The organism is Halomonas sp. ALS9 (genome assembly GCF_001651035.1).
GTDB lineage: Bacteria > Pseudomonadota > Gammaproteobacteria > Pseudomonadales > Halomonadaceae > Vreelandella.
Window position 1 is genome coordinate 1 of sequence record NZ_LXRG01000163.1, and the last position, 24,364, is coordinate 24,364.

Here is a 24,364-nt window from a genome sequence, read left to right on the forward strand (position 1 = left end):
GGATCAAGCGCACTCAGGAGGCGCCATCAGGCATTCATTGACCGAGTGTTGCACTTAGAGTTGGAGACCGCCCCCTTATGGATGAGATGGGAAGGACAAGGGTCAGTAGGCTAAGAGAGCGTCAAATAGCTTTTTTTGCCACTTAATTAGCGACGGATGGCATCCGTCGCTTTTTTAGATCAATAATTCAAAGAAATTTATTATTTAGTTTTTTAATGAATCCAGAGCTTCTCTCTATGTCATCCTGATCAATTTCATCCATGATGATATTCATGTGTGGTTTTCGTGAGACGAGTTTCTCAAAAATATGATCGTAATCCATCCAGCCTTGCCCTAAGGGCACAAAGCGTAGGCTTCCTTTTTCTACAATGAAGTCTTTAGCATGAAGAACGGCGACTCGGTCGCCCCATGAATCAATGGCTTCCTGAAGTATATTGTTTTGGTCAAGATAATTGTCACTCGTCAAAAAGTTGACGGGATCGAAGATTATTTGCAAATTGTTAGAATTTACCTCTGTAAGCAGGCGACTTACTTTCTCTGGGCTATGAAGAGGGTGATTAACACCAGGCTCTATGCCCACAATAACACCAAATTTTTCTGCTTCCGCTACTAGCTCCTTAACGCTCTCTACCATCGCCAGGAAAGGCGCTTCTGCAAAATTCTCCTCCGTATAAATAATATCAACGTTTATGCTTCCCGTTTCAGTGCCAACTATGCTGCAGCCGAAGTCACGCACATATCGTAGGTGTTCTTTAAAGCGCTCTAAGGCTTGCCGCCTTTGATTGATGTCGGGATGGATAATGTTAACATAGCAGCCTAAAACTGCGATTTGAATATTAGCTTGGCGAAAAGCGTTACTAATATGGTTTGCCAACCCAGGTGTTAAAAAACCAGGCTCTGTTTTAATGTTAAATGATTTATTGAGTGCCAATTGTACTGTATTAAGGTTTCGGTAAGACAGATCGTTTACAAGGTTTTCAAGTGACTGCATGGGAAGGTCATGGGCTCTAATACCAATGTTCATAAAATCTCCGAAATACAAGCACACACGAAGTAGCGAAACCTTTTGGTTCAGTTCGCTGAAGGTAATCGTGATAGGAAAGTAATAAAAGTGGACGAGGCATGGCACGATGATACGCGCCACGCCTCTTAGCGCAGCATGGTTACTGAGTATTCACCGCTTTAATTTGCTGATAAATAGCATACTGCTCTGGCGTATTTTCAAGCTCTTTATACATGGGCTGTACGGCTTCTTGGAAAGGAGCGATGTCTACTTCGTTAATTTCGACACCAAACTCTTCTCTAATTTGAGTTCTAGCATTAGCAACGGCTTCCAACCACTGCTCAGTTTGGAACTCGGTCGATTCCTGGATAGCCTCCATGACAGCATCACGTTGTTCGTCAGAGAGCGATTCAAGTACTCTGTTACTAATAAGAATAATATCGGGAATGCGTGTATGACCATCAAGAGTATAGTGATCGACGACTTCACCGTGACGAGCAGTGGTAAGGGCAAATTCGTTATTTTCAGCGCCGTCTAATACGCCTTGCTGTAACGCGGTGTAAACTTCTTCTTGGGCCATAACAACAGGAGATGCTCCAAGTAGTTTCATCGTGTCAATAGCGGTTTGGCTTTGCATAACGCGAATTTTTTTACCCGCTAGATCCGCAACACTCTCTATTGGATCACCAGTAGTATAAAAGTTACGCTGGCCTGAGTCGTACCAGCCAACACCAACAAAACCTTGGCCTTCTGTTGAGTGGTAAACATCTCTCATTATCTCTTCATCGTTCATGACTTGATAAAAATGTTCCTGATCTTCAAATAGGTAAGGCATTGAAAAAACGTCATAAATAGATGAGAAGCTTCCCATTAGTCCGCCTGAAACCTTGGTCATGTCAATAGCGCCTGCCTGAAGTAACTCAACCAGTTCGCTTTCGCCCCCTAATTGGCTATCAGGAAAATAAGATACGCTGATGGAGCCATTCGATTTCTCTTCGACAAGCTCTCCAAAGAGGGCTAACGCGTCTTTCACCGGTTGCGAATTTTGTGCATAGGCTAGCTTGAGATTGATATTGTCCTGGGCGTGTACAGCCCCAGCACCTAGTGAAAGAGAAGCAATTACAGCGGTTAAGATTGTTTTTGCATAATGTGGCGTGGTCATGATCGACTCCTTGGTTTGATATTATTGGTGTAGAGCGTCCTATGGACTTATTGCAGTTACAGATATGTCCGCATATATTCTGATAAGCACAAAATAGCCATGGCTTGGCCATAAGGCATCGACGTTAAAGGGATATTTCTGTAGTACTCAAGGTTTTCTCCCATAGCTGTACCGAAAGAAACCTGTTCGAGTTCTCCTTCTGAATTGATATTTTTGATGACACCTTTAGTGGCTTTTTCAGCCATATGGAAATGCGCTGCATCGATGTAGCGCAGCCTTACTGCCTTTAGAAGGCCATAAGCAAAGCCTGCTGTGGCTGACGCTTCAAGATAAGAGTCAGGATCGTCCAGCAGGGTATGCCAAAGGCCTGTGTCTGATTGCCACTTAACCAGCGCATTTACTTGAGATTCAAGAACTTGAATAAGGTGACGGCGGAAAGAATCATTTTCTGGTAAATCTAACAGTTCTAAAAATTCTGGGATAACAATGGTTATCCAGCTGTTGCCTCGAGCCCAAAGGGCATTGGCATAATTATGGTTGCCGTCAAATGTCCAGCCGTGAAACCAGGCGCCGGTTTTGCTATCCATTAAATACTGAATGTGAATTAAGAACTGATATTTGGCTTCCTCTACATACTCAGGTTTATTAAGCAGTAGACCAATCTTAGCTAGCGGGAGAACACTCATCATTAATGTGTCATCCCACATTTGCTGATGATTCTCGTTATTGTAAACAATATGCTGCAAGCCCCCTTTCTCCGTACGTGGCATTTCATACATCACCCACTCTGCCCAGGCCTGCAAGTAGGGGAGCCACTCCTTACGCCCGGTTTCTTCATAGCGGTAGGCAAGGGTCAGAAAAGGGCACACTGTGTTTACATTTTTTGTTGCCAACCGCTCGTTGAACCGCTCTTTGAACCATTCGTCAATAATGGTCAGGGCATTGTTATCACCAGTTTGCTCGTAGTATTTATAAATACCGTACAGACCAATGCCATGTGTCCATTCCCAACCAGCCCAACCTTTGGTATCAATGGTGCGGCCATCATCAAGATGTAGCAGGAATTCACCTGTTTCATCCTGTATGTTAACCAGGTTATGAATGGTTTTATTGATGAGGTTAGTCACCTCATTTTTTTCCATAAACCGCTCGTCCTGCCTTAAAAGAGAACTATGCTTCACACTAAATACTTGCATTGAATATGCTCCAGAAATAATATTTTGAGATTAAAGGCCCATAAGTCTGGGTAGGAACAACGTTATTTGAGGAATGTAGGTGATTAAAAGTAGCGTTGCCATAATTACAAGATAAAAGGGTAAAAGCGGAATGATTAAGTTTTCAACCTTCTCTCTTGCGATGCCAGCACCCACAAATAAACCCGTTCCCACAGGCGGAGTAATGGTTCCAATACAAAGGTTGAATACCATTACAATGCCAAAATGAACCGGATCTAGACCTATCTGATTGGTGATGGGTAGTAGTATAGGAGTGAAGATTAAGATGGCTGGGCCGATATCCATGAAGCAGCCGATAGCTAACAGCATTAAAGTGATGACTAGCAATACAATGGCAGGGTTGTCAGATAGTCCAAGAATAATGCTACTTAAGGCAGAGGGTAGTCCGGTAATCGACATGGCGAATGACATGGCGGCGGAGGCTGCCAGCAAAAACATAATAACGCCCGTCGTTTCCAGTGCTTTTATAAGCGCCATTTGAAACGCTGAAAAATTGATGGTTCTATAAAAGCAGATAGTAAGCAGCATCGTGTATATCACTGAAATAGCGGATGCTTCTACGGCTGTGAAAACGCCAAGTACGATCCCGCCAATAATGATTATAATCAAAAACAGGCTTGGAAGAGCATCCGTTATTACCTTTAAAACGGATGAGTTACGTAAATCTATCTTATTGGTATAGCCACGAGACTTAGCTGTTATGTAGGCAACTAGCATACAGCCTATCCCCCACAAGCAGCCTGCTACCAGGCCGCCAGCAAAGAGAGCAGAAATAGATGTACCCCCGCTTGCTAGCGCGTAAAGGATAAAAGCAGTGGTTGGGGGTATCAGCATACCTGTTGGTGCGGAAGCAATATTGGCAGCTGCGGAAAAGGGGCGACTATAGCCCTCTTTCTCACTCATGGGCACCATCACTCCTCCAATCGAGGTAGAGGCAGCAATCGCTGAACCTGAAATAGCACCAAACATCATATTACCCATGATATTGGTATGTGCCAGTGAGCCTGGAATCCGGCCACTGAATAATTTAGCAAAATTAACCAATCTTAAGGCGATGCCTCCATGGTTCATTAAAACCCCGGAAAGAATAAAAAAAGGCACTGCCAAAAGCGTAAAGCTATCTAAGCTTGATACCATTTTTTGAGCAGTCGTGAAAATAGCAATGTCAGGTGGTAAAGCTATTAGTATAGTCGCCATTGAAGAGACAGCAATACAAATGCCGATCGGCACACCAATGATTAGCAGGCCAAGAAATGTTGCTATTAATATAATGCCAGCATCTAACATCATAGCGCTTGACTCCTAATCAAAAAAATATTTTTATAAATAAGTATGCAATTATTGAGGCAGTATATGATAATAATAGCCCCGGACACAGGAAGTGATAAATAAAGAAGGCCTTTGGGTATGTTGAGCATTGGATAGATTTGACTCATGCTATTTGAGGTCGCTTGCAAGCCTCCATAAATAAGGACAACAGCGGAAAATCCAATAAATAAAAATTCCATCAAAAAGTCGCACCCGATTTTCCATTTTCCGGTCAATTTTTCTGTGAGTAACGTTAAGCTGACATGCTCCCGTTGCCCTGTAACGTAAGCAATAGACAACATAGATAGCCACACCAATGTAAATCTAAGCAGCGCCTCCGATATAGTGCTGGGATTGTTGAGTATATAACGTGCTATAACTTGCCAGCTAGCAACGCCCACCATAGATATAAGAAGCAGGCAACATACAATCTTTAATATTTTGTCCATGGAGGCGTGTATCGTTAGCATTGTAATTTCTCTCTTAGCTCTAAGCGCTTTTTGTTTGCTAATTAACTATCAATTTAGCTGATCTAGAGATAATAGTCGGTAGGAGGAGTTAATCCTCCTACCTGTTTATACGCTAAAATTTATACTGATAGCCAATTAGCCAGGAGCTGTTACGTTGGCCAGGATCCATACCTGCATCTGAGCTATTGCGGTCTCTATGAACATAACCACCAAAGACAGTGTTATTAGCGTTCAAATGGTTGAAAACAAGCAATTCATGTTCTATGTAATCGCGATCGCCGGTGCCGAAGTTTGGGGAGCTACTTTCATGTTTGAAGTGGTAATGGGGGTTGTAGAGGAGCATCCAGTCGTCATTAACGTTATAGGTAGCATATAGATCAATGCGTCCCGCACGGCCCTTTATCGCAGTCTCATGGCTGGTGTCATGTTCGTAACGGTAGCGTCCTGCTAAGCCCCAGCCGTCTCCCTTGTAGCCTAATCTTAAGCCTGCAAGAGCGCGGGTTACGTTAGATCTGAATTTTGCCCCAATTTGGGGAGTTAATGACCATTGATTATGTTGGTCTAGCTGAAACGAGGGAAATGAGTAGTTCACGAATGCTTCATCGTGTTTTGGCCAGCCGCTTTCATGAATGCCATCTTGCCAAAACCAAGACTTTTCGAACATTAAAGATGAGGAGTCCTCGAATATCCGAGTAATAGCAATTTTGGGAAGCGTTAAAGCATGATCATTGGTTGTTTGCTCTAGCTTCATGGTCAAAATATTTTCTGCCGACCATGCGGTACTGGAAAGCGTCATTGCAGTACAAGTTGCCGCAATGCCTGCTACCCATTTCCCTTGGCGGAATATAGTCATATTTTCTCCGTTGTTAGTGTTATTAGATCGTGTTCGACCCAGTGGCGTAACCAAACATGATTAATGACAATTTCATTCAATGGCCCGTGGGTTCGTATTAAATGTATCAGTGTATCTTTAAAATTGAAACGGCGTTTCTTTTATACTTTGGTCGTGTTTTTGTTTGATTTTGATCGGCTTGATCACGCATGAAGATGGTAATTGGATGTTTTTTGGGGTAGATTCAGACCATTAGTCCAATTTTTATGAAACGAGGTATGAAATATATGGCCGCTTCGCAGAAGCCCGACAATGTGGCAGCCGTCATGAAGGTTTTCGCTATTCTTGAGGGGCTTGCCGAGCAACCCAGCATAGGCCTTTCTGAGCTTTCGCAGCGCTCTTTCACATCTAAAAGCACGGCGTACCGCTTTCTGCAAACGATGAAGGAACTAGGGTATGTGGTACAGGAAGAAGAGTCGGAAAAATATGCCCTTACGCTGAAGCTCTTCGAACTGGGAGGGGCGGCTCTCGAAAACGTAGATATGATCCAGTTGGCAAATACTGAAATGCGGGCACTGTCTGAACATACTCATGAGGCTATTCATTTAGGCGCCCTGGATGAAGATGGACAACATATTGTGTATCTGCATAAATATGACTCCCACTTTAACCTATGTATGAATTCACGTATTGGCAGACGTAGCCCTGTTTACTCAACGGCCATGGGTAAAACATTATTGGCCTGGATGGATGAAAGTAAGGCACGTCAGATTCTTTCATCCACAGAATTCGTAGCACGTACTCAATATACGTTGACTAGCACAGAAGCCGTAATGAATGAATTGCCTGAAATTCGTAGCACAGGTGTTGCTGAAGATCGAGAAGAGGCGGAATTAGGGGTACGCTGCCTTTCCGTGCCTGTATTCGATAGGTTTGGCAAGGCGGTGGCGGCGCTGAGTTTGTCTTTTCCTGTTGTTCGTTACGATGAGCAAAAGCGCGATGAGTATGTCCAGCTACTGTTTAAGGCTGGGCAGCGTGTTTCTTCTGGGTTGGGTTTTCATGAGTACGCATTTTCTGGCCCAGTAGAAGTTTCTTAAATTTAGTAATGCGGGAATCTGAGCACTTAACATCTAAATAAATAGACGCCGACTTAATAGTTGGCGTCTTTTGTTTGAAGGAAAGCTAAGGCTAGCGAGCAAGCCAGCCGCCATCGACAGCGAGTGTATGGCCGTGTACATAATTGGATGCGTTTGAGGCCAGAAATACCGCTGCACCAGCAATATCTTCGGGAGAGCCCCATTGGCCAGCTGGAATGCGGTTTAAAATTTCCTTACTGCGTGCTGGGTCATTTCTTAACGCTTCTGTATTGTTCGTAGCCATATAACCAGGGGCTATAGCATTAACGTTTATGCCTAGGTGGGCCCACTCATTCGCCATTAGCCGAGTGAGACCCAGCACACCGCTTTTTGAGGCGGTATACGATGGCACCCGTATGCCTCCTTGAAAAGATAGCATCGAAGCAATATTGATAATCTTTCCCCGACCTTGCCGGTGAATGCAGGCTCTCGCGAATGCCTGGGAAAGAAAGAAGAGGTTCTTGAGGTTTACGTCGAGAACATCATCCCAGTCTTTCTCCGTAAACTCCAACGCATCTGCGCGACGAATAATGCCGGCGTTATTAATTAAGATGTCGGCTGTCCCAAACTGCTGCTCAGTTTTGTGCATGATCTCAGCAATGGGCTTGGTACTCCCCAGGTCGGCTTCAATCGCCAGAAATTGCACTCCCATCGCTTCGACACGTTGTTGGGTTTCTTCAGGCGAGCTTCGATTTACTCCAACAATATTGCAGCCTGCTTCTGCAAGGCCTAACGCCATGCCTTGTCCAAGCCCTGTATTACAGCCGGTAATAATCGCTGTTTTTCCACTTAGGCCGAATAGTGTATTGCTCATGATTTCTCCCCGTGCATCAGCGCAAATCATCCATCGCAATGTGATCCATGTCGGAGAACGTCTGATTTTCACCCGCCATTGCCCAGATGAAGGTGTAGCTACCTGTCCCAACGCCAGTATGAACGGACCAACTGGGAGAAAGCGCTACTTGTCGGTTGCGGACGACCAAGTGACGCGTTTCTTGTGGCTCGCCCATCATGTGGAAGACCACGCTATCGTCAGCCATATCGAAATAGAGGTAAGCTTCCATACGGCGCTCATGCGTGTGGCAGGGCATGGTATTCCATAGGCTGCCTTCTTCAAGACGTGTCATACCCATGAGTAGCTGACAGGTTGGCAATACATCAGGCACCAAGTATTTGTAGATAGTGCGTTTGTTGCTATTCGCGGCATTACCTAGCGTTTGGGGGGAAGCTTCGTCCAGAGTGACTTTACGTGTGGGGTAAGCCTGATGAGCCGGGGTGCAGCAGATATAAAAAGCGGCAGGGTTGGAAGTGTCCTTGCTCTCAAACGCCACCTCCCGGCTTTCCTTGCCAATGTAAAGTGCTTCATGGGTGTTCACCGAATACGTAGTACCATCCACGGTAATCTTGCCTGGCCCACCTATATTGATAGCACCAAGTTCTCGGCGTTCTAGGAAATAATCGGTGCCGGTATGCTTACACATGGACGTAGATATTGGAATGGGATGATCGACGGGTATTACACCACCCACGATGAGTCGATCAAGGTGGCTGTATACCAGCGTCAATTGATTTTGGACGAATAGCTCTTCAATTAAGAATTGGTCGCGAAGCCCTTGGGTGTCTAGTTGCTTCGCATGTTCACTGTGGATAGCTTGCCGAAATTCCATAAATGCTCCGAATCGTTGTTATCTAAAAATAGAAATGCTGGTTCAAAATAACAAGACCTCTATTTTTTTTCAATGACTAGAGCGCGGCTGATTCTTTGCAAGCGTGGAATAGTTCGCTGGTATGGCGGCTTAAAACTGAAAACGCCCCGGTCACTTCCTGTGACCGGGGCGTTGGCTACGCCAAACTACTCCCACAATGTGGACATTTTTCGTAGGCATCGCGGGTTTCAGCCTGATGACGCTGATTGCGTTGGCTTGGCTCTTCCACACCGTGAATGGATACCAGTTGGCCTTGCTCCCAGCGTAAACCGATATCTTTTAACAGATGCGGGTCATGAAAACGTGGATCTTCGTAAAAGCGCCGCTGGGTGCGTGAGTGCTTTAACGCGTTGAGTAGCTTGCGAGTAATGATTGCAATTGCCATGGGATCGGTCTCCTGGGTTAGGAGGCCGGGCAACATCGCGATCAGGGAGTATCAAAGGTAACGATAAAACACATGGCCGCGACACTTGCCGCGGCCAATTTCTCTCTACATCTCTGGCACGCGACAATAATAAGCTGATACCGCATTATTAATAATGCGATGCAGCTTATTCATTCGTGTCGCGGGGATTTGCCAGCGCATGATGAGATCTCTGAAAAGTTTTACTTTAAGAGTAGTTCGCTAATAAAACTCTGGTTAATAAAACCAAGCTACCTTTTCAAGGCAGCTCTTATCTTTTAACCGATGCTCATCTGAGCGTCAACCCTAATTAGCCACTTGTTCTATGTTGGTAGTTTGGCAGGTCTCCATGCGATACCCTGACTGGTAAACGCTGCGCAGACGCAGGCCATGACGACCATCCAGCTCTAACTTTCTGCGTAGGCGGCTTACGTGGGTATCCACGGTGCGCGTCGAAACATCCCCTTTGATACCCCACACCAGCTCTAATAAATGCGCGCGGGTAATCAGCTCACCAATTTTTGAGAAGAAGAGCGCGGCTAAGCGATACTCGCGCTCGGTTAAATCAACGGCGTTGCCCGCGACACTGATGTAGTGCTCATCAGTATGCAAATTAAAGGTTGCGGGGCAAGCCGGTGCCGGGCGCGGTGTGGCATACCCTGACCGCCTACCTAGTGCGCTTACTCTGGCAATAAGCTCACTGGGGCGAAGGGGCTTGGCGAGAAAATCGTCTGCGCCCTGTTCCAGGGCTTTCACGACATCGTCTTCACCCTGGCTAGCGGTAATAAACAGGATTGGGCCGCGCCAGCTATCGTGTTGGCGCAGGTGGGCAACAACATCCATGCCGTCGCTGTCTGGCAACCACCAGTCGATAATCAGGAAATCAAACGACCGCTGCTGGGTCGCGCGACGCAGCTCGCTTGCGCGAGTAAATAAAGAAACCTGGTGGCCTGCTGTTAGCAGGCACTGCTCAATAAAGGCCTGCTGGTCGAGGTCATCTTCAAGTACGCCGATATGCATGGTGATTTCCCTTATTGTCGTCTTATAAACGTCACACGTGTAGACGTGGAAAATTCATACATAAAGTTTAGTTGATAATGATGCGTTGACACAAAGGTCCACAGTTTATCCGCAGATGGCCGATATATACTCCTTGTACTCTCAACCGCCAATACTGAGGTGCAACTGAATGCGTCGTTCTTTGGTTTATAAATGCAGGGTTTCTAAATGCAAGGTTCTCATAGCCGGAGTGGTAATTGCCTTGCTGTCGGCCCAGGCTATCGCTTTAGAAGCACCTGAAGGCCCGGTATTATTAGTGGTGAGTGGTAAGGTCGGGCAGCCAAACGTGGGTGATGAGGCCCATTTTGATAAAGAGATGCTAGAGACCTTGGCGCAGCACGAAACAACTACCCGCACGCCCTGGTACGATGGCGTGACGCGTTTCTCTGGCCCATTGGGGCGAGCCATATTGGAAGCCGCGGGTGCCGAGGGGGAGAGCATGCGTGTGATAGCGTTGAATGAGTATGCGGCCACCATACCCGTTAGTGATGTTGATCATTATGATGTGATTTTAGCCATGCAGGCGAACGGCAAAGCACTACGTGTTCGAGATCAAGGGCCGCTGTTTGTTATTTACCCCTTTGATACACACCCCGAGCTGCTGAATGAAGAAATCTTCTCGCGATCGGTGTGGCAGGTGGCGCGTATCGTTGTCGAATAATGTAACCGGGTAATTGCTATGCTGGCCTTTTTTAAGTTCTATTTTTCCCGCAGCACGAGGGCCGCTACATTTTCGGCGATCCTTTTTTTTCTTTCCGCGCTAACCACCGGCGGGGTTATTTACCACCGTCAGCATGCGCTGGAAAATCGCCTGCTCGAAAACTTATTATGGGCCGGGTATCAGTTTGATCGTGAGGTGCGCGAGTTTCGCTTAACGTTAATGGAATCAAAAAGATCCGATAACGTGATGGTTGACGATGTATTGCTGCGTTATGAAATTCTCTTCAGTCGGCAGTCACTTTTTTTTCAAGGTGAAATAGGCAGGATTGTGGCGCAACTTGAGGATATTGAGGAGGTAGTTAAAGAAACTCAATCCCGCATTTTAGAGATGGAAACCCTACTCGAAACGCTATGGGATAACCCTGACGGGTTAAATAGCGCGCTAATAGCTACCCTCCTGCAGGATACGGTTGAGCTACAGCAGCTCACCGGTACCATTCTGGTCGAAACCAATGCCCATGTTTCACATATGCGCAGCGAAGAACGCCGCGTATTAACGCATCTCTACGGATTGGTGCTGCTGCTTATTATCTTGCTTATGTTTTCTGGTGGGATGTTAGTTCGTGCGCTGATTTTGGAAGGACGCTCCAGTCATCACAAAGCCCAAGCGTTAGAAGCCAAGGGGCAAGAGTTAAATGAGGCTGCCAAGCGAGCAGAGAAAGCGAGCCTCGCAAAATCAGAGTTTATGGCAGTTATGAGCCATGAAATTCGCACGCCGTTAAATGGCGTAGTGGGTATGGCGGATTTGTTAAGCGAAGAAGTAAAAACACCCAGTGCGAAGACTTATTTAGCTGCTTTGAAGCGCAGTGCGGAAAGCCTACGCGCAGTGATTAACGATATTCTTGATTACACCAAAATCGAGTCTGGGCGTCTTGATCTGGATGTCCAGCCGTTTGATCTCCATCAGTGCATCGACCAGCTATGTGAAAGCTACACGCTTCGTGAGCCGAAGGGGAAGGTCACCTTCAGTTACGCTATCGACCCTGCTTTGCCGCGATATGTGGTGGGCGACATCGCGCGGTTGCGCCAAGTAATGATGAACTTAATCAATAATGGATTGAAGTTCACGGAAGAGGGCTTCGTTAAATGCCACGTAAAGCCACTTGGCGACGATAATATTCTCGTCGAGGTGCATGATACCGGCTGTGGTATCGCAGACGTGGATCATTCACAACTCTTCTCGGCTTTCTCGCAAGTGGACACCTCCATGGCGCGGCGTCATGAGGGCACAGGGCTTGGATTGGCGATCTGTAAGCGGTTGGTTGAAGCCATGCAGGGAGAGATCGGCGTTAACAGCCAGCAGGGGCTGGGTAGTCGATTTTGGTTTACCGTTAGAATGCCGGAAACCGAGCCATTTACGGTCTATCAAGCCGGTGACAGCCAGCGTGAACTCACTACTAAGCAAAAGCACCATATTTTAGTGGTTGAGGATAATCCGCTAAATCAAACGGTAGCAAGGGTGATGCTTGAACGCCTTGGCCAGCGGGTGACCATCGCAGAGAACGGCGTGGAAGCACTTGAACTGCTTAACGTAGACCACGGCAGGATCGATTTGGTCTTAATGGATATGCAGATGCCTAAATTGGATGGAACCGAAACCACCCAACGTTGGCGCGATTACGAAGCCGTGCATCAGCTACCCCGTCTACCGATCGTAGCGATGACCGCTAATGTTATGCCAGAGCACCGCGAACGCTGTATGCAAAGCGGTATGGACGATATGATTCATAAGCCCTTTACTCGGGATGAGTTGAACCTGGTGGTCTGCCGCTATCTTTCTAACGATGAAATCTTAGCGGTTGATAACGTTGACGGTTATTCGCCTAAAAGCCACCAATCACTGGGTGACACCGTCGGCGCTGTTCAAGTACTCGATAAGCGCCTTTGTGAAGAGCTGAAAAGCACTTTTGAGCCAAGAGCGTTGGGGGCACTGCTGTCTACATTTTTAATGCGGCTTAGTGAGCGCAGTGCCCGTCTTAACGCCTACTGGCAGTCAGAAGATCGCTCTGCCTTGTGCCAAGAGGCGCACTCACTGAAGGGAGCCGCCTCTTCGCTAGGTTGTGCGGCGATTGCAGAACAAGCCAGCCAATTGGAGCAGGCAGCGCTAGAAGCCCCATTAAACGAATTGGCTATTTATCTGGAGCGTTTAATTTCTCTCCAAGTCACTACTCAGCAGGCTTTAGAGCAAGAAAGCATGCTCATTTGATGCGCTATTAGAGCAGAGGGTGAGTACTCGCGTAGCCATGTGTTGAAAGCGCCAGCGGTTAACGGGTGAGCAATACAGTAGCCTTGTCCAACCGTACACCCAACTTCAGCAAGCAGGGTGAACTGCGCCGATGTTTCGATACCCTCGGCGACGACAGTCAATCCCAGGCGTCTGCCTAAGTCGATAATCGACTCGGTGATCACCAGTGCTTTTTGATCCCGGTCAATCTGCGAGACAAAGCTACGATCAATTTTGAGCTCGCTGAAAGGCAACCGATAGAGCTGCTTCAGCGAAGAGTGACCGGTACCAAAATCATCTAACGACAGTTTACAGCCTCTTTGTCGTAACGCTTTGAGCACATAGCAAGCGTAGCCCAAACACTCCACCCCCACCGTTTCGGTGAGTTCCAAGGTGATCTTGCTAAGAACAGCATTATGCACTTGGGTGAGTTGATCAAATGTCTCCAGGACGCCTTCTGCTTGAATAAAGGCCGCCGGTATATTAATCGAGATATTTAGATCCCACCCTTGTGACAGCCATTGGGCTTGCTGCTTCATGGCAAGCTCAATAACGTACCAGGTGAGGGGAAGCATCAGCCCGCTCTGCTCTGCCAAGCGGATAAAGCTATCGGGGTAAAGCACCCCACGTTGGGGATCTTGCCAGCGTACCAGTGCTTCGGCGCTGATGACTTGGTTTTTTTGAAGGTCTATTTGGGGCTGATAGACGAGAAATAGCTGTTTTTCATGAATGGCTTTCGCCAACTCATTGCTTGTAGGCGCTTTGGGCGCTTTTTTGAATGGCTCAAGAAATGATGCTAGATCGGTGAATAGCTTTGCTTTGGGTAGAAAGCCGAGCATGTGAAAACCAAGCGCCTTGCCTGCTGCAATAGCCCGTCCTTCGGTATCTTGCGCACAGCTGCTGATGAGCAAAATTGATGCCTTTATGCGTAAATCGTAAAGGTAGTCGAGTATATCTAGGCCGGTAAATTCACCCAATCCAAAATCAAGTAGGATTAGCTCGGCATTGAGTAATGCAGGCTGGCGAACCAGCTCTCCCAGGCTACCCGCCGTGAGTACCTCGTAACCATGTTGACTTAGGAGTGTCGTGCCCAGTAGTTGAACATCCAGATCATCATCAATAATTAACGCATTCGACAGCATAGAGATTCCTTTGATGACCCTTACTATTGGTTATCGCGTGGTGCGGTAGTTGGAAAGGAAAATGCTTGTAAGCAAGGGGTTAAATTCCTTGGGCTTGTCGAAGCCCAAGGAGGAAATAAGCTGGAATTACTTAGAAAGATTCCCACTCGGGTGGCTGGGTACTCGCCAAACGGCGCGGTGCAGTAGGCGAGGGCTTATGTGTCTTGGCGGAAAGCGCTGTTTGACCAATGGCGTGTTGCTGGTTGGTATTACTGAGTTTGAACGCACCCACTAGCACGCTCAGCCGGTCGGCTTGCTCTCTTAGCTCCGCCGCGGCAGCACTAGATTCTTCTACCATGGAGGCATTGTGCTGGGTCATGCTATCCAGCTCGTTGACCGCGTCATTCACTTGACCTATACCCACACTCTGCTCTTTGGCACCGGCACTAATTTCGGCAATCACATTGGCCACACGCTCGATGCTTTTTACCATTTCCTGCATGGTTGCACCGGTTTGCTTCACTTGGTCAACGCCAGATTTTGTTCGGCTTAATGAGGTATTGATCAGCGTGGCAATATTTTTGGATGCATCACTGGAGCGGCTGGCCAAGATGCGTACCTCTTGGGCGACAACCGCAAAGCCCCGCCCATGCTCCCCTGCACGGGCGGCTTCTACTGACGCATTCAGCGCCAGGATATTGGTTTGAAAAGCAATGCTATCTATCAGACTGACGATATTACTGATTTCAGATGACGAGTCGTTAATGGTATCCATGGTCTGCTCAACGCTATGCATGGAGTGCAAGCCCTGCTGAGCAAGGTCGCGGGTTGAAAGCGCGAGTTGGTCGGCCTGCTGGGCAGAGTCAGAGGCGTTGTTTACCACGGCAGCGATTTGTTCCATTGAAGCAGAGGTTTGCTGTAAATTCGCAGCGGCTTGCTCAGTACGTGCTGAAAGCTCCTGACTGCTTTTGGCAATTTCAGTAGACGCATGCTGCAAGCTAACGGTACTACTGCTAACCGACTGAAGTGTATCGTCAATGCGTTTTATAAAGGCATTAAACTGCTGCGCAAGCTCACCAATTTCATCGCGGCGCTGGCTGTCAATACGCGCAGTTAAATCGCCATCACCTTCGGTGATCTCTTTAATACGTCCACTAATTTGGCGAATGGCTCGTGACATCATTAACGGCCCTAATAGAGCAATAAGCGTTGCCACAATAAAAATGATTAGAGCGATAATAACAGTGGAGGTTTGCTGCAGTTGAATTCTTTCAACAATGGCTTCTTCCGCTTGATAAGCAGCTGTTTCTACGTTCATTCCTGAAACATCATAGATATCGCGCAGTGTGTTGAATTTTTCTAATGAAGATCCGGAGAGCAAGGTTAGCGCTGCTGCTGTCTCTCCGCTTTGATGTAGTTCAAAAACACGCGAGGCCTCTTGTTTCCAATCACCATATAGCGTTTCAAAATTAGCTAGCTGATTGGTTAGCTCTGGGTAGTTTTGCATATGCTGGGCATACTGCCCCATGCGGTCGTACGCCTGCTGAGCATTTTCTTCAAACTCAGCGATTAGCGTGGACGCTCGTTCTGAGCGGGGATCCGATAACAGGTACTCGATCTCAGCTACTCGTGCTTGGTAAAGGTCTCTATCCGCGTTAAGTACGGTTGAAGTGGCAGGAATGTAATTGTTAATAAAAGTGTCTAAGCGGCTTTTTACCATGTTAACGAGCAGCATATCTGCTACTACAATAACTAACAGTGATAAGGCGACACTAATAAAGGCAATGGCATATTTAACCTTTATCTGATGGAGGCGGTTCATGTGCGACGCTCCTATAATGAAAAAACTATAGAAGCACATTACCTTTAAAGTATTAGCAGGGTCGATGGATTTGTGACGTTTGTCACTTTTGTTTACGATCCAAGCCTTAAGTAACTTTATAACAAGTCAGCATTTAATATAATAGGAACGATTTGTGTTTGAGAATTTACTTATAACCTGCTGCCTGTAAATGGAACAGCTTCGCATAACGCCCATTAGTCTCAAGTAGTTCTTCATGGGTGCCGCGTTCAATGATATGGCCCTGGTCGATGACTAGTATAAGGTCGGCGCTGCGTACCGTGGAGAAGCGGTGAGAGATTAAAATCGCCATTTTATCGCGGCTATGTTCGCGAAAGCGGGCGAATATTTCGGCTTCTGCGGCGGCATCCATGGCAGCGGTGGGCTCGTCTAGCACTAATATGTCGGCGTTCTCGCGCATATAAGCCCTTGAAAGAGCTATTTTTTGCCACTGGCCACCGGAAAGCTCTTGGCCATTTTTAAACCAACGGCCAAGCTGTGTTTGGTAGCCGCTAGCCATGCGGGTAATAAACTCATCGGCCATACCGTGGCGGGCGGCGCGCTGCCAGCGCTGTTCGTCGTTAAAGGCGTGGGTATCGCCAACCCCCAGGTTTTCGCCCACCTGGAGTTGATAACGCACGAAGTCCTGAAAAATAACGCCGGTACGCTCGCGCAGGGCTTGGGTGCTCCACTCGCGCAGGTCGCTACCATCTAACAGAATTCGTCCTTGGGTAGGATGGTAGAGCCGTGTTAGCAGTTTAATGAGGGTAGTTTTGCCCGAGCCGTTTTCGCCGACTAAGGCCAAGCTCTGCCCTGGGCAGAGGTGCAGCGAAATATCGTGGAGAACCGGATCTTGGAAAACAGAGTCACCGCCGGGGTAGGAGAAACTAACGTGTTCGAAACGGAGTCCGTCACCGGGCAATGCGCCCTGGGTGAGCGTACCGCTTTCTCCTTCCACCGGCTGCTCCAGATACTCGTAAAGATTGGAGAGGTAGAGGTTATCTTCATACATACCACTAATAGCCGTCAGGCTGGCGGAGAGCGCGGCCTGGCCCTGTTTAAAAACCATAAGGTACATGGTCATCTGGCCCAGAGTAAGTGCACCAGCAATGGTTTCAATCACTACCCAAGCGTAAGCGGCGTAAAAGGTGAGGGTGCCCAGCAATCCGAGCAGAAACCCCCAGCTTTCCCGGCGTAACGTTAAGCGACGGTCTTCGGCAAATAGTTGGGTAAAGATATCCCGGTAGCGCTTGAGAAATAGCCCCTCAAGGCCAAATAGCTTTACCTCTTTAATGCTGTCTTCCCGTGCCAGCACCGTTTCTAAATAGATCTGCATACGGGTTTGCGGTGAGCGCCAGCGGAACAGCCGAAAGGCATCGCCGGAGAATTTGGCTTCAGAGATAAATACTGGCAGGGCGCCGGCCACCAAGATCAACAGCGCCCAAGGGGAGAACTGCACCAGCAACACCCCGAAGCTGCCCAGCGAGATAGCATTTTGCAGCAGTCCAAAGGTTTTATTCACCAGGGCAAGCGGGCGCGTAGACGCCTCACGCCGAGCGCGCGTGAGTTGGTCGTAAAGCTCTGAATCCTCAAACTGGCTAAGTGACAGTTGGCCAGCTTTCTCCAGGATCATCACATTGACCTTCTGACCCAGCAGTGCCCGCAACAGCGATTGCTGGGCCGAAAGGCCGCGCTGGGCTAGGGCAATAAACGCAATAATCACGGCTTCAATACCCACCAGCTTTAGCACCGGTGCAATGGACACTAGCAGGTTGGGATCAGTGGCTGCTTGATGGGACTCCATCGCGCTCACTACGCCATCCACGATCAACTGGCCGACCCAGGCGGCCACGGCAGGCAGAACCCCAGCGACCAGAGTGCACAGCGCTAACCCAAACATCATCCAACGAGAGGTTTCCCACACTAATCCGAGTGCGCGGCGGCTATAACGAAATACGCCAAAAAAGCCGCTTAGTGGAGAGGCGGAAGATGTGCGAGAAGAGGGCGGTGGAGACATAGTGAAAAAGGCAGAACCCTAATAAAAAAAAGCAGCCATAATGCGGTGATTGAGGGGAGATAGCTAGTCGAAATAGCTAGTCGAAATAGCTAGCTAACAACCGCCGGTTGCCTTCAACGGCAACGCGGCGGAGAGGCAGTTTAGTAGTGAGGTATTACCAGGGAAGCACTGCCCCGTCGGTGCGCGGTTCGGTGCCGCCTTGGAGCACGCCGGTATCAGGATTGCGCAGAATGATTTGGCCACGGCCAAAGCTGATTGAATCGGCGACTTTAACGATGTCGTGGCCGCGGCGGGCCAGTGCCAGCGCTAAGTGATTGGGGAAGTCGGCTTCGACTTCGATCGTTTTGCCTTTGGTCCACTTCCAGCGCGGCATATCAAGCGCTGCCTGAGGGTTGAGCTGATCCTCCAGCATGGCCGTGACTACCTGCACATGACCCTGAGGCTGCATATAGCCACCCATTACCCCAAAGGGCCCAACGGCTTGGTTATCTTTGGTGATAAATCCGGGAATGATGGTGTGATAGGTGCGCTTTCCAGGCGCCAGCGCATTAGGGTGCTGCGGATCTAAAGAGAACGACCAGCCACGGTTTTGCAGGCTGATGCCGGTGCCCGGCACTACGATGCCAGAGCCAAAGCCTTCAAAGTTGCTTTGAATGAATGACACCATATTACCTTCATCATCAGCGGTTGCCAGGTAAACGGTGCCCCCCTTAATCGGGTTGCCATGTACGGGGTCAATGGCCTGTTCGCCGATCAGTGAGGCACGAGATGTTAAGTAATCATCGCTCAGCATCTGCTCAACGCTCGGTTGCATAGATGAGCGTTCAGTAATGTAGTTTAAGCCGTCTACGTAACCAAGTTTTGTAGCCTCTATCCGGCGGTGGATAGTTTCTATCTGATCATTTGACTGTTCGCTTAAAGATTCAAGAATACCCAAGGCTTGAAGCACAATTAATCCGCTGCCGTTGGGAGGAATTTCCCAAATATCATGGCCGCGATATCGGACACTTATGGGTTTGACCCATTCTGGTTTGAAAGCTTGTAAATCTTCTTTGCGTAAGAAGCCGCCATGCTGACGTGAAAAGGCATCCATCGCATCCGCTAGGCTGCCTTGATAGAACGCATCAGCATGGCTGCTGGCAATTTCTCGCAGCGTTTTAGCCATATCTGGAGAACGCCAAACATCACCCGCTTTAGGTGCTTGGCCGTTGGGCGTGAAATGGGTAAACCAAGGTGTAAATTCGTCTGTCCCGTATTGGCCATAGCGTTCTTCTGCACTTTTCCAGAGCTGGCTAGCCACTGCAGATACAGCGAAACCCTCTTCCGCTAATTCTATTGCTGGCGCTAATAGCTGCTCAAAAGGCAGCTTACCAAAACGTTCTGAAAGCGCGGCCCAGGCACCAGGTGCACCTGGTACGGTGACGGGTACTAATCCATGGGCAGGCATTTCATCATGACCTAAAGCCTTAACGGCATCGCATGAAATACCCTTTGGGGCAGGGCCGCTAGCGTTGAGGCCATGCAGTTCACCTTTTACCCACACCAGAGCAAAAGCATCACTGCCAATACCATTAGAGGTGGGCTCAACCACGGTTAAAGCAGCGGCAGTAGCAATGGCTGCATCGATAGCATTGCCGCCTTTTCGTAACATATCTATGCCAACTTGTGCGGCAAGCGATTGAGACGTAGCGACCATCCCGCGTTTCCCAAACGTGACCATGCGGCGTGAGGCGGAAGGGTAATAGTGTGGATCAGTGTGCATGGGTATTCCTATTTAGATGTAGCATCGAGACGTTGAGCCATTAGACGGCGCTGTTTCATATAGCTATAAATACTGTAAATCACAGACACAACCGCCAGCGTAAGCAGCAGCGCTGATATGGGCCGAGTGAAGAAGAGCGTCCAGTCAGTGCTGGTCTGGAAGGCCCGTCTTAAGTTAGTTTCTGCTATAGGGCCTAATACAACGCCAAGTACAAGAGGTGCTAGCGGGTAATCCAGTTTTTTTAGGAGGTATCCCACTGCACCAATACAGGCAAGTAGATAAAGGTCAGATAGGCGGTTGTTCAGGGTGTAAGTACCAATGGCACAGCATGCAAGTACAACGGGCACAACAATATACTTAGGTACATTTAATAGCCGTAAAAAAGCCCTCATCAAGATAACGCCTATTACCAGCATGAAGACAGAAGCTATCGCCATGGCAATAAACATACTGTAAACCAAGTCGGGATGATCAAGTATTAAGCGCGGGCCAATGCTGATGCCGTGTACCATTATGGCTGCCATTAGAACTGCATCTGCGGGGGATCCAGGTATGCCTAACGCTATCAATGGTATTAGACTGCCGCCCACCGTTGATGAGTTGCCTGATTCAGAAGCCACAACGCCCTGAGGTTCACCCTTACCAAACGTTTCTGGGTGTTTAGACGCTCGTTTAGCTTGGTCATAAGCTAATAGGTTAGAGATTGAGCTACCCGCACCAGGTACTGCGCCAATAAACACACCGAGTAAGGATGAGCGTATAACATTGACGGGCTTCAATAAGATGTCTTTTATGGTCTGCCAGAGGTGAGGGCGCATGTCCCCACTGATTAATGCGCCTGAAGAGTGCGGTCTGCCTCCGGTGGCTGGCTCTAACTCGGAAAGTAGCTGGCTCATGGCGTACATGCCTATTAATACAACCAGGAACGGTATGCCCGCAGTTAGGATTTCGTAGCCAAAGGTAAATCGCTCGCGGCCCATGAGTGGATCAGGGCCAATAGTGGCGATACCGATACCGATTAGACCAGCGATCAGTCCCCTCATAAGAGAGTCACCCACTAGGCTGGCTATGACGGTCAAAGCAAAAATAATAAGCGCAAAATATTCCCAGGGCCCTAGTTTAACGGCCAGAAGCGCGAGTGGAGGCGCGGCAACGATCAGTACAGCAATAGAAATAATAGAGCCCACAAATGAAGCGAATAATCCCAAGGATAGTGCTTTTCCAGGATTACCTTGTCGAGCCATGGGGAAGGCATCAAAGGTGGTGGCAACCGATGAAGGGGTGCCTGGGATACCTAGCAAAGCAGCACTAAACAAGCCCCCACTTAATCCCCCTACGTAAACAGATAGCATGACTGCAATACCCTGCATGGGGGGCATGGCAAATGTAAGGGGCAACGTAAGGACAATGGCCATCGTAATCGTGAAGCCAGGAATTGCTGCGGCAACAATACCTGCAAAAGTCGCTACTGCCATTAGTAATAGCGTATAGGGTTCGGTCACGCCCCCTAGCGCTATGAGGAAAGCATCAGTCATAGATCACATTACCATTGAGCACGAGGAAGATAGATGTTGAAGGCCTCAGAAAATAAATAGTAAGGCCCAGCAGAAAAGAGGATGGCGACGAAAATGGCAATCACTACGGTAGTAGACTTCCAGGGTGCTAGATAAAGCTGCGTAGTAAGTAGATATGCAAAAGTGCTGATAATAAATCCAGCAAGTGGCATTGCTGTCATATACACAGTAAATAGCACTAGGTTGATGATGACGGATTTAAGTGCAATTAATTTTTTCCAAGCAATATAAAAGGATGTACGTGGTAAGCCGTGCTTGGAGAATTCAAATATAATTGCCATACCGCATAAAATAGCAATACTGAAAAAAATGATTTGTGGGAAAGTGCCTGCACTCATGGGCTCCCAACGAGAGGCCGGCAATGAGCCGGCCTTGAAGGCCATGAATAAAGCGCCAAGGGCGATGATAAGATAAGACAGCAACTGTAACGCGGGGATTAGCGCTGTCTCAGGACTTCTGCGCTCCATAAAAGCCTCCTAAAGCACAACGTTTCCTTAATCAAGGAGGTGAGCGTTGTTTTCAATGAACTCGTTATTACGCTCTAAATAAGCAGTGTAATTTTCTCGGTTAAGGTAACGTACTGTGCCACCTACATTCTCTATGTCGGTTTTAAATTCTTCACTATTAGCGACATTTTCAAGAGCACTTTCCAGCGTGGAAATAATGGGTTCAGGCGTTCCTTTAGGAACAACAACACCACGAGTGACCAAGAACTCAAGATCATGCCCGAGTTCTTTCAGCGTGGGTGTATCGGCCAACTCTTCAATGCGCTCGGAAGTAGCAGCTGCTAGTACATTCAAATCACCATTTTCTACGAAGGCGCGGGCTGAGTGGTAATCCTCAATGGCCACGGTGATATGCCCGCCCGCTAGTGCACGTAGCCTTTCGCCAGTCCCTTCATACCCCACATAGCCAAACTGAGTGCCAGTTGACTCTTCAAACTGCACAGCCCACAAATGTGGAATGCCGCCTAATGTAACGCCCATCCGATACTCACCTGGGTTTGAGGTTACATCAACCAGCATATCGTCAAGCGTTTCCCAGCCAGTATCTGCACTAACTACGATGACCGAGTTATCGCTGGTCATCATTGAAACAACATCAAAATCGTCCCAGTTGAGATCAGTAACGCCAGAATGGTGCGCAATCAACAGGCCTTCATGTATCTGGGAGATAGTATATCCATCGCTATCACGGCGAGAGGCTTCCCTTAGGCCTACTGTGCCACTGGCACCAGGCATATTGATAACAGGTACAGCTTGGCCTAGCTCTGTTTCAAGGTGTCTGCTTACTAAACGCATAAGCAAATCACTACCGCCACCTGGCCCCCAAGGCACGATAAACTCGATAGGTTTGTCAGGATAACTATCAGCAGCCGTAGCAAATGCTGGAATGGAAAGTGCTGCCGCTAAAACGGTGGTAGTGAATAGCGATTTAAGTGTCATTGTTTACCTCATTGATCCATGAATTGTTGTGAGTTTTGGCGTGTTGAGTGGTGATACCCCTAGGTTTTTTTGTAAGATTTTAGTTATCTTTACGGAATAAGAAGCCCTCCATAAACCAAGGCGCCTATGACCACAAAGGCGGGATGTGTTTTAAAGCGAATGAGTGCAATAGCCGCCACTACACCAATAATCAGTGTGTGGATCGCACCGCTGCTGTCGAGGCTTTCGAGCAGAAACCCTAAGGTCAGCCAGGCCATCATCATGGCGATAACTGGGCGAACCCACTGGCTCATGCGCTTAACGCGAGGTGAGTCACGGTGGCGGTAGAGAAGCCCCAATGCACCCAGCATTAGCAGCAGCGTGGGAATCACCGTGGCGGCTACGGCGATGAAAGCGCCGCCAACACCTGCTACTTCATAGCCAACATATCCCGCCATTTTGGTCGCGATAGGGCTGGGTAGTGCGTTACCCAAGGCTAATGTTTCGGCGAAGGTTTGCGCGGTCATCCAGCCATAACGGCCCACCACTTCGGCTTCGATTAGTGGAATAATGGCTGGGCCGCCGCCATAGCCGATAATGTTCGGGATAAAAAACGCTAAGAAAAGATCCCAATAAATCATGCCGCCCCCTCCGCTTTTTTCTTGCTGTCAGGGCGCAGCAGTGCGGCAACGAGAATGGCCCCAATTACCCAGCCCGGGTGAATGCCAAGCCAGTAGATTAGCCCGGCGGCAATAATGGCCATGGCAATACTGACCAGCCAGCCAAGGGCTGCCTGTGATTTATCAAAAAAGTCCCAGGTGAGCTGCGCCATCATGACCATAACGACGGGCACTACCGCTTGGCCCATACCGCGAATCCATGCCACATCGCGGTAGCGGCTGAAAACGCCTAACATGACAATCATCGCTACAATCATGGGCACAATGATGGCGATGACGGCAGCGATACAACCTGTTACACCACCCACTCGGTAGCCAATGTAGCCGGGCATTTTGGTGGCAATGGGCCCCGGTAAGGTATTGCCAATCGCCAGCACGTCGGCAAACTCTTCATCGGTTAGCCAGTGGTGGCGGGTGACGACCTCTGCGCGTACTAAGGGAATCATGGCGGGGCCACCACCGAAACCAAAGATCCCAACGCGGAAAAAGGCCCAGAACAATTGCCAGGAGACAGCGGGTGGATTCATGGACGCACATCCCGCAAAACCAACGAGGAGATCAGTAGCATACCCAGACCTTATTTATCGTTTGTAGGTTAAAAAATCGATTATCTTGTCTAAAATAGAATATAGGTAGTGCCCGATCCAACGTCAACAGTGAAAATAGAATGGACAGCGGGAACTGAGAT

Annotated in this window: 22 protein-coding genes; 3 read left to right on the forward strand and 19 right to left on the reverse strand. The window is 48.3% G+C overall.

Going from position 1 to position 24,364, the window contains the following annotated elements:
* Positions 1-187: 187 nt before the first annotated feature.
* The 6 genes from A6R74_RS10660 to A6R74_RS10685 form a co-directional block, all read right to left on the reverse strand.
* Positions 188-1,024 (reverse strand): sugar phosphate isomerase/epimerase family protein, encoded by an 837-nt coding sequence (locus tag A6R74_RS10660; RefSeq protein WP_064234472.1) that lies wholly within the window; start codon positions 1,022-1,024, stop codon positions 188-190.
* A 139-nt stretch (positions 1,025-1,163) separates the two neighbouring features.
* The gene (locus A6R74_RS10665) at positions 1,164-2,165 is read right to left on the reverse strand and encodes a TRAP transporter substrate-binding protein (RefSeq protein ID WP_064234473.1); all 1,002 of its coding nucleotides are present in this window, start codon (positions 2,163-2,165) and stop codon (positions 1,164-1,166) included.
* A 56-nt stretch (positions 2,166-2,221) separates the two neighbouring features.
* The gene (gene bglB / locus A6R74_RS10670; protein ID WP_064234474.1) at positions 2,222-3,361 is read right to left on the reverse strand and encodes a beta-galactosidase BglB; all 1,140 of its coding nucleotides are present in this window, start codon (positions 3,359-3,361) and stop codon (positions 2,222-2,224) included.
* Positions 3,362-3,391: 30 nt separating this feature from the next.
* Positions 3,392-4,690: a TRAP transporter large permease gene (locus A6R74_RS10675; RefSeq protein WP_205634180.1), complete on the reverse strand. Its 1,299-nt coding sequence runs from the start codon at positions 4,688-4,690 to the stop codon at positions 3,392-3,394.
* Positions 4,687-5,178, reverse strand: a complete 492-nt coding sequence (locus tag A6R74_RS10680) for a TRAP transporter small permease (RefSeq protein ID WP_064234475.1) — start codon at positions 5,176-5,178, stop codon at positions 4,687-4,689. The genes A6R74_RS10675 and A6R74_RS10680 overlap by 4 nt, the downstream gene beginning before the upstream one ends.
* A gap of 112 nt (positions 5,179-5,290) precedes the next feature.
* Positions 5,291-6,031: an oligogalacturonate-specific porin KdgM family protein gene (locus A6R74_RS10685; RefSeq protein ID WP_121499386.1), complete on the reverse strand. Its 741-nt coding sequence runs from the start codon at positions 6,029-6,031 to the stop codon at positions 5,291-5,293.
* A 257-nt stretch (positions 6,032-6,288) separates the two neighbouring features.
* Between A6R74_RS10685 and kdgR the strand changes: the two genes are divergently transcribed.
* Positions 6,289-7,107 (forward strand): DNA-binding transcriptional regulator KdgR, encoded by an 819-nt coding sequence (gene kdgR, locus A6R74_RS10690; protein ID WP_064234477.1) that lies wholly within the window; start codon positions 6,289-6,291, stop codon positions 7,105-7,107.
* Between the two features lie 91 nt (positions 7,108-7,198).
* Here the strand turns inward: kdgR and kduD are convergent, their stop codons facing one another.
* From kduD to A6R74_RS10710, 4 genes are all read right to left on the reverse strand, one after another.
* Entirely contained in the window at positions 7,199-7,960 is a 762-nt protein-coding gene (kduD, locus tag A6R74_RS10695; protein WP_064234478.1) for a 2-dehydro-3-deoxy-D-gluconate 5-dehydrogenase KduD, read from the reverse strand.
* A gap of 16 nt (positions 7,961-7,976) precedes the next feature.
* A complete protein-coding gene (gene kduI, locus A6R74_RS10700) occupies positions 7,977-8,813 on the reverse strand; it encodes a 5-dehydro-4-deoxy-D-glucuronate isomerase (protein ID WP_064234479.1) in 837 nt (278 codons plus the stop codon).
* 175 nt (positions 8,814-8,988) lie between these two features.
* The gene (locus A6R74_RS10705; protein ID WP_064234480.1) at positions 8,989-9,237 is read right to left on the reverse strand and encodes a hypothetical protein; all 249 of its coding nucleotides are present in this window, start codon (positions 9,235-9,237) and stop codon (positions 8,989-8,991) included.
* A 324-nt stretch (positions 9,238-9,561) separates the two neighbouring features.
* Positions 9,562-10,275: a response regulator transcription factor gene (locus tag A6R74_RS10710; RefSeq protein WP_064234481.1), complete on the reverse strand. Its 714-nt coding sequence runs from the start codon at positions 10,273-10,275 to the stop codon at positions 9,562-9,564.
* A gap of 241 nt (positions 10,276-10,516) precedes the next feature.
* Here A6R74_RS10710 and A6R74_RS10715 point away from each other — a divergent pair, with 241 nt between their 5' ends.
* Together A6R74_RS10715 and A6R74_RS10720 are read left to right on the forward strand one after the other, a co-directional pair.
* Complete coding sequence (locus A6R74_RS10715) at positions 10,517-10,975, forward strand: molybdopterin-dependent oxidoreductase (RefSeq protein ID WP_306460306.1); 459 nt, start codon at positions 10,517-10,519, stop codon at positions 10,973-10,975.
* A gap of 18 nt (positions 10,976-10,993) precedes the next feature.
* Positions 10,994-13,240 (forward strand): ATP-binding protein, encoded by a 2,247-nt coding sequence (locus A6R74_RS10720; RefSeq protein WP_064234483.1) that lies wholly within the window; start codon positions 10,994-10,996, stop codon positions 13,238-13,240.
* Here the strand turns inward: A6R74_RS10720 and A6R74_RS10725 are convergent.
* The 9 genes from A6R74_RS10725 to A6R74_RS10765 form a co-directional block, all read right to left on the reverse strand.
* The gene (locus A6R74_RS10725; RefSeq protein ID WP_064234484.1) at positions 13,204-14,400 is read right to left on the reverse strand and encodes an EAL domain-containing response regulator; all 1,197 of its coding nucleotides are present in this window, start codon (positions 14,398-14,400) and stop codon (positions 13,204-13,206) included. The two genes, A6R74_RS10720 and A6R74_RS10725, sit on opposite strands and share 37 nt — an antisense overlap.
* Before the next feature lie 130 nt (positions 14,401-14,530).
* Entirely contained in the window at positions 14,531-16,201 is a 1,671-nt protein-coding gene (locus A6R74_RS10730) for a methyl-accepting chemotaxis protein (protein ID WP_064234485.1), read from the reverse strand.
* A 166-nt stretch (positions 16,202-16,367) separates the two neighbouring features.
* Entirely contained in the window at positions 16,368-18,236 is a 1,869-nt protein-coding gene (locus A6R74_RS10735) for an ABC transporter ATP-binding protein (protein ID WP_064234486.1), read from the reverse strand.
* 154 nt (positions 18,237-18,390) lie between these two features.
* Positions 18,391-19,998 (reverse strand): gamma-glutamyltransferase family protein, encoded by a 1,608-nt coding sequence (locus tag A6R74_RS10740; protein ID WP_064234487.1) that lies wholly within the window; start codon positions 19,996-19,998, stop codon positions 18,391-18,393.
* 8 nt (positions 19,999-20,006) lie between these two features.
* Positions 20,007-21,533, reverse strand: coding sequence for a tripartite tricarboxylate transporter permease (locus tag A6R74_RS10745; RefSeq protein ID WP_064234488.1), 1,527 nt, complete (start codon positions 21,531-21,533; stop codon positions 20,007-20,009).
* Between the two features lie 8 nt (positions 21,534-21,541).
* Entirely contained in the window at positions 21,542-22,039 is a 498-nt protein-coding gene (locus A6R74_RS10750; RefSeq protein WP_064234489.1) for a tripartite tricarboxylate transporter TctB family protein, read from the reverse strand.
* Positions 22,040-22,066: 27 nt separating this feature from the next.
* Positions 22,067-23,017, reverse strand: a complete 951-nt coding sequence (locus A6R74_RS10755) for a Bug family tripartite tricarboxylate transporter substrate binding protein (protein WP_064234490.1) — start codon at positions 23,015-23,017, stop codon at positions 22,067-22,069.
* A gap of 89 nt (positions 23,018-23,106) precedes the next feature.
* Complete coding sequence (locus tag A6R74_RS10760) at positions 23,107-23,637, reverse strand: chromate transporter (RefSeq protein WP_064234491.1); 531 nt, start codon at positions 23,635-23,637, stop codon at positions 23,107-23,109.
* Positions 23,634-24,203 (reverse strand): chromate transporter, encoded by a 570-nt coding sequence (locus A6R74_RS10765; protein WP_064234492.1) that lies wholly within the window; start codon positions 24,201-24,203, stop codon positions 23,634-23,636. Before A6R74_RS10765 ends, A6R74_RS10760 begins: the two co-directional genes overlap by 4 nt.
* Positions 24,204-24,364 lie beyond the last annotated feature (161 nt).

Coding starts and splice junctions, on each gene's coding strand:
- A6R74_RS10660 (WP_064234472.1), bottom strand. CDS start 1,024: ATGAACATTGGTATTAGAGCCCATGACCTTCCCATGCAGTCACTTGAA.
- A6R74_RS10665 (WP_064234473.1), bottom strand. CDS start 2,165: ATGACCACGCCACATTATGCAAAAACAATCTTAACCGCTGTAATTGCT.
- bglB (WP_064234474.1), bottom strand. CDS start 3,361: ATGCAAGTATTTAGTGTGAAGCATAGTTCTCTTTTAAGGCAGGACGAG.
- A6R74_RS10675 (WP_205634180.1), bottom strand. CDS start 4,690: ATGATGTTAGATGCTGGCATTATATTAATAGCAACATTTCTTGGCCTG.
- A6R74_RS10680 (WP_064234475.1), bottom strand. CDS start 5,178: ATGCTAACGATACACGCCTCCATGGACAAAATATTAAAGATTGTATGT.
- A6R74_RS10685 (WP_121499386.1), bottom strand. CDS start 6,031: ATGACTATATTCCGCCAAGGGAAATGGGTAGCAGGCATTGCGGCAACT.
- kdgR (WP_064234477.1), top strand. CDS start 6,289: ATGAAATATATGGCCGCTTCGCAGAAGCCCGACAATGTGGCAGCCGTC.
- kduD (WP_064234478.1), bottom strand. CDS start 7,960: ATGAGCAATACACTATTCGGCCTAAGTGGAAAAACAGCGATTATTACC.
- kduI (WP_064234479.1), bottom strand. CDS start 8,813: ATGGAATTTCGGCAAGCTATCCACAGTGAACATGCGAAGCAACTAGAC.
- A6R74_RS10705 (WP_064234480.1), bottom strand. CDS start 9,237: ATGGCAATTGCAATCATTACTCGCAAGCTACTCAACGCGTTAAAGCAC.
- A6R74_RS10710 (WP_064234481.1), bottom strand. CDS start 10,275: ATGCATATCGGCGTACTTGAAGATGACCTCGACCAGCAGGCCTTTATT.
- A6R74_RS10720 (WP_064234483.1), top strand. CDS start 10,994: ATGCTGGCCTTTTTTAAGTTCTATTTTTCCCGCAGCACGAGGGCCGCT.
- A6R74_RS10725 (WP_064234484.1), bottom strand. CDS start 14,400: ATGCTGTCGAATGCGTTAATTATTGATGATGATCTGGATGTTCAACTA.
- A6R74_RS10730 (WP_064234485.1), bottom strand. CDS start 16,201: ATGAACCGCCTCCATCAGATAAAGGTTAAATATGCCATTGCCTTTATT.
- A6R74_RS10735 (WP_064234486.1), bottom strand. CDS start 18,236: ATGTCTCCACCGCCCTCTTCTCGCACATCTTCCGCCTCTCCACTAAGC.
- A6R74_RS10740 (WP_064234487.1), bottom strand. CDS start 19,998: ATGCACACTGATCCACACTATTACCCTTCCGCCTCACGCCGCATGGTC.
- A6R74_RS10745 (WP_064234488.1), bottom strand. CDS start 21,533: ATGACTGATGCTTTCCTCATAGCGCTAGGGGGCGTGACCGAACCCTAT.
- A6R74_RS10750 (WP_064234489.1), bottom strand. CDS start 22,039: ATGGAGCGCAGAAGTCCTGAGACAGCGCTAATCCCCGCGTTACAGTTG.
- A6R74_RS10755 (WP_064234490.1), bottom strand. CDS start 23,017: ATGACACTTAAATCGCTATTCACTACCACCGTTTTAGCGGCAGCACTT.
- A6R74_RS10760 (WP_064234491.1), bottom strand. CDS start 23,637: ATGATTTATTGGGATCTTTTCTTAGCGTTTTTTATCCCGAACATTATC.
- A6R74_RS10765 (WP_064234492.1), bottom strand. CDS start 24,203: ATGAATCCACCCGCTGTCTCCTGGCAATTGTTCTGGGCCTTTTTCCGC.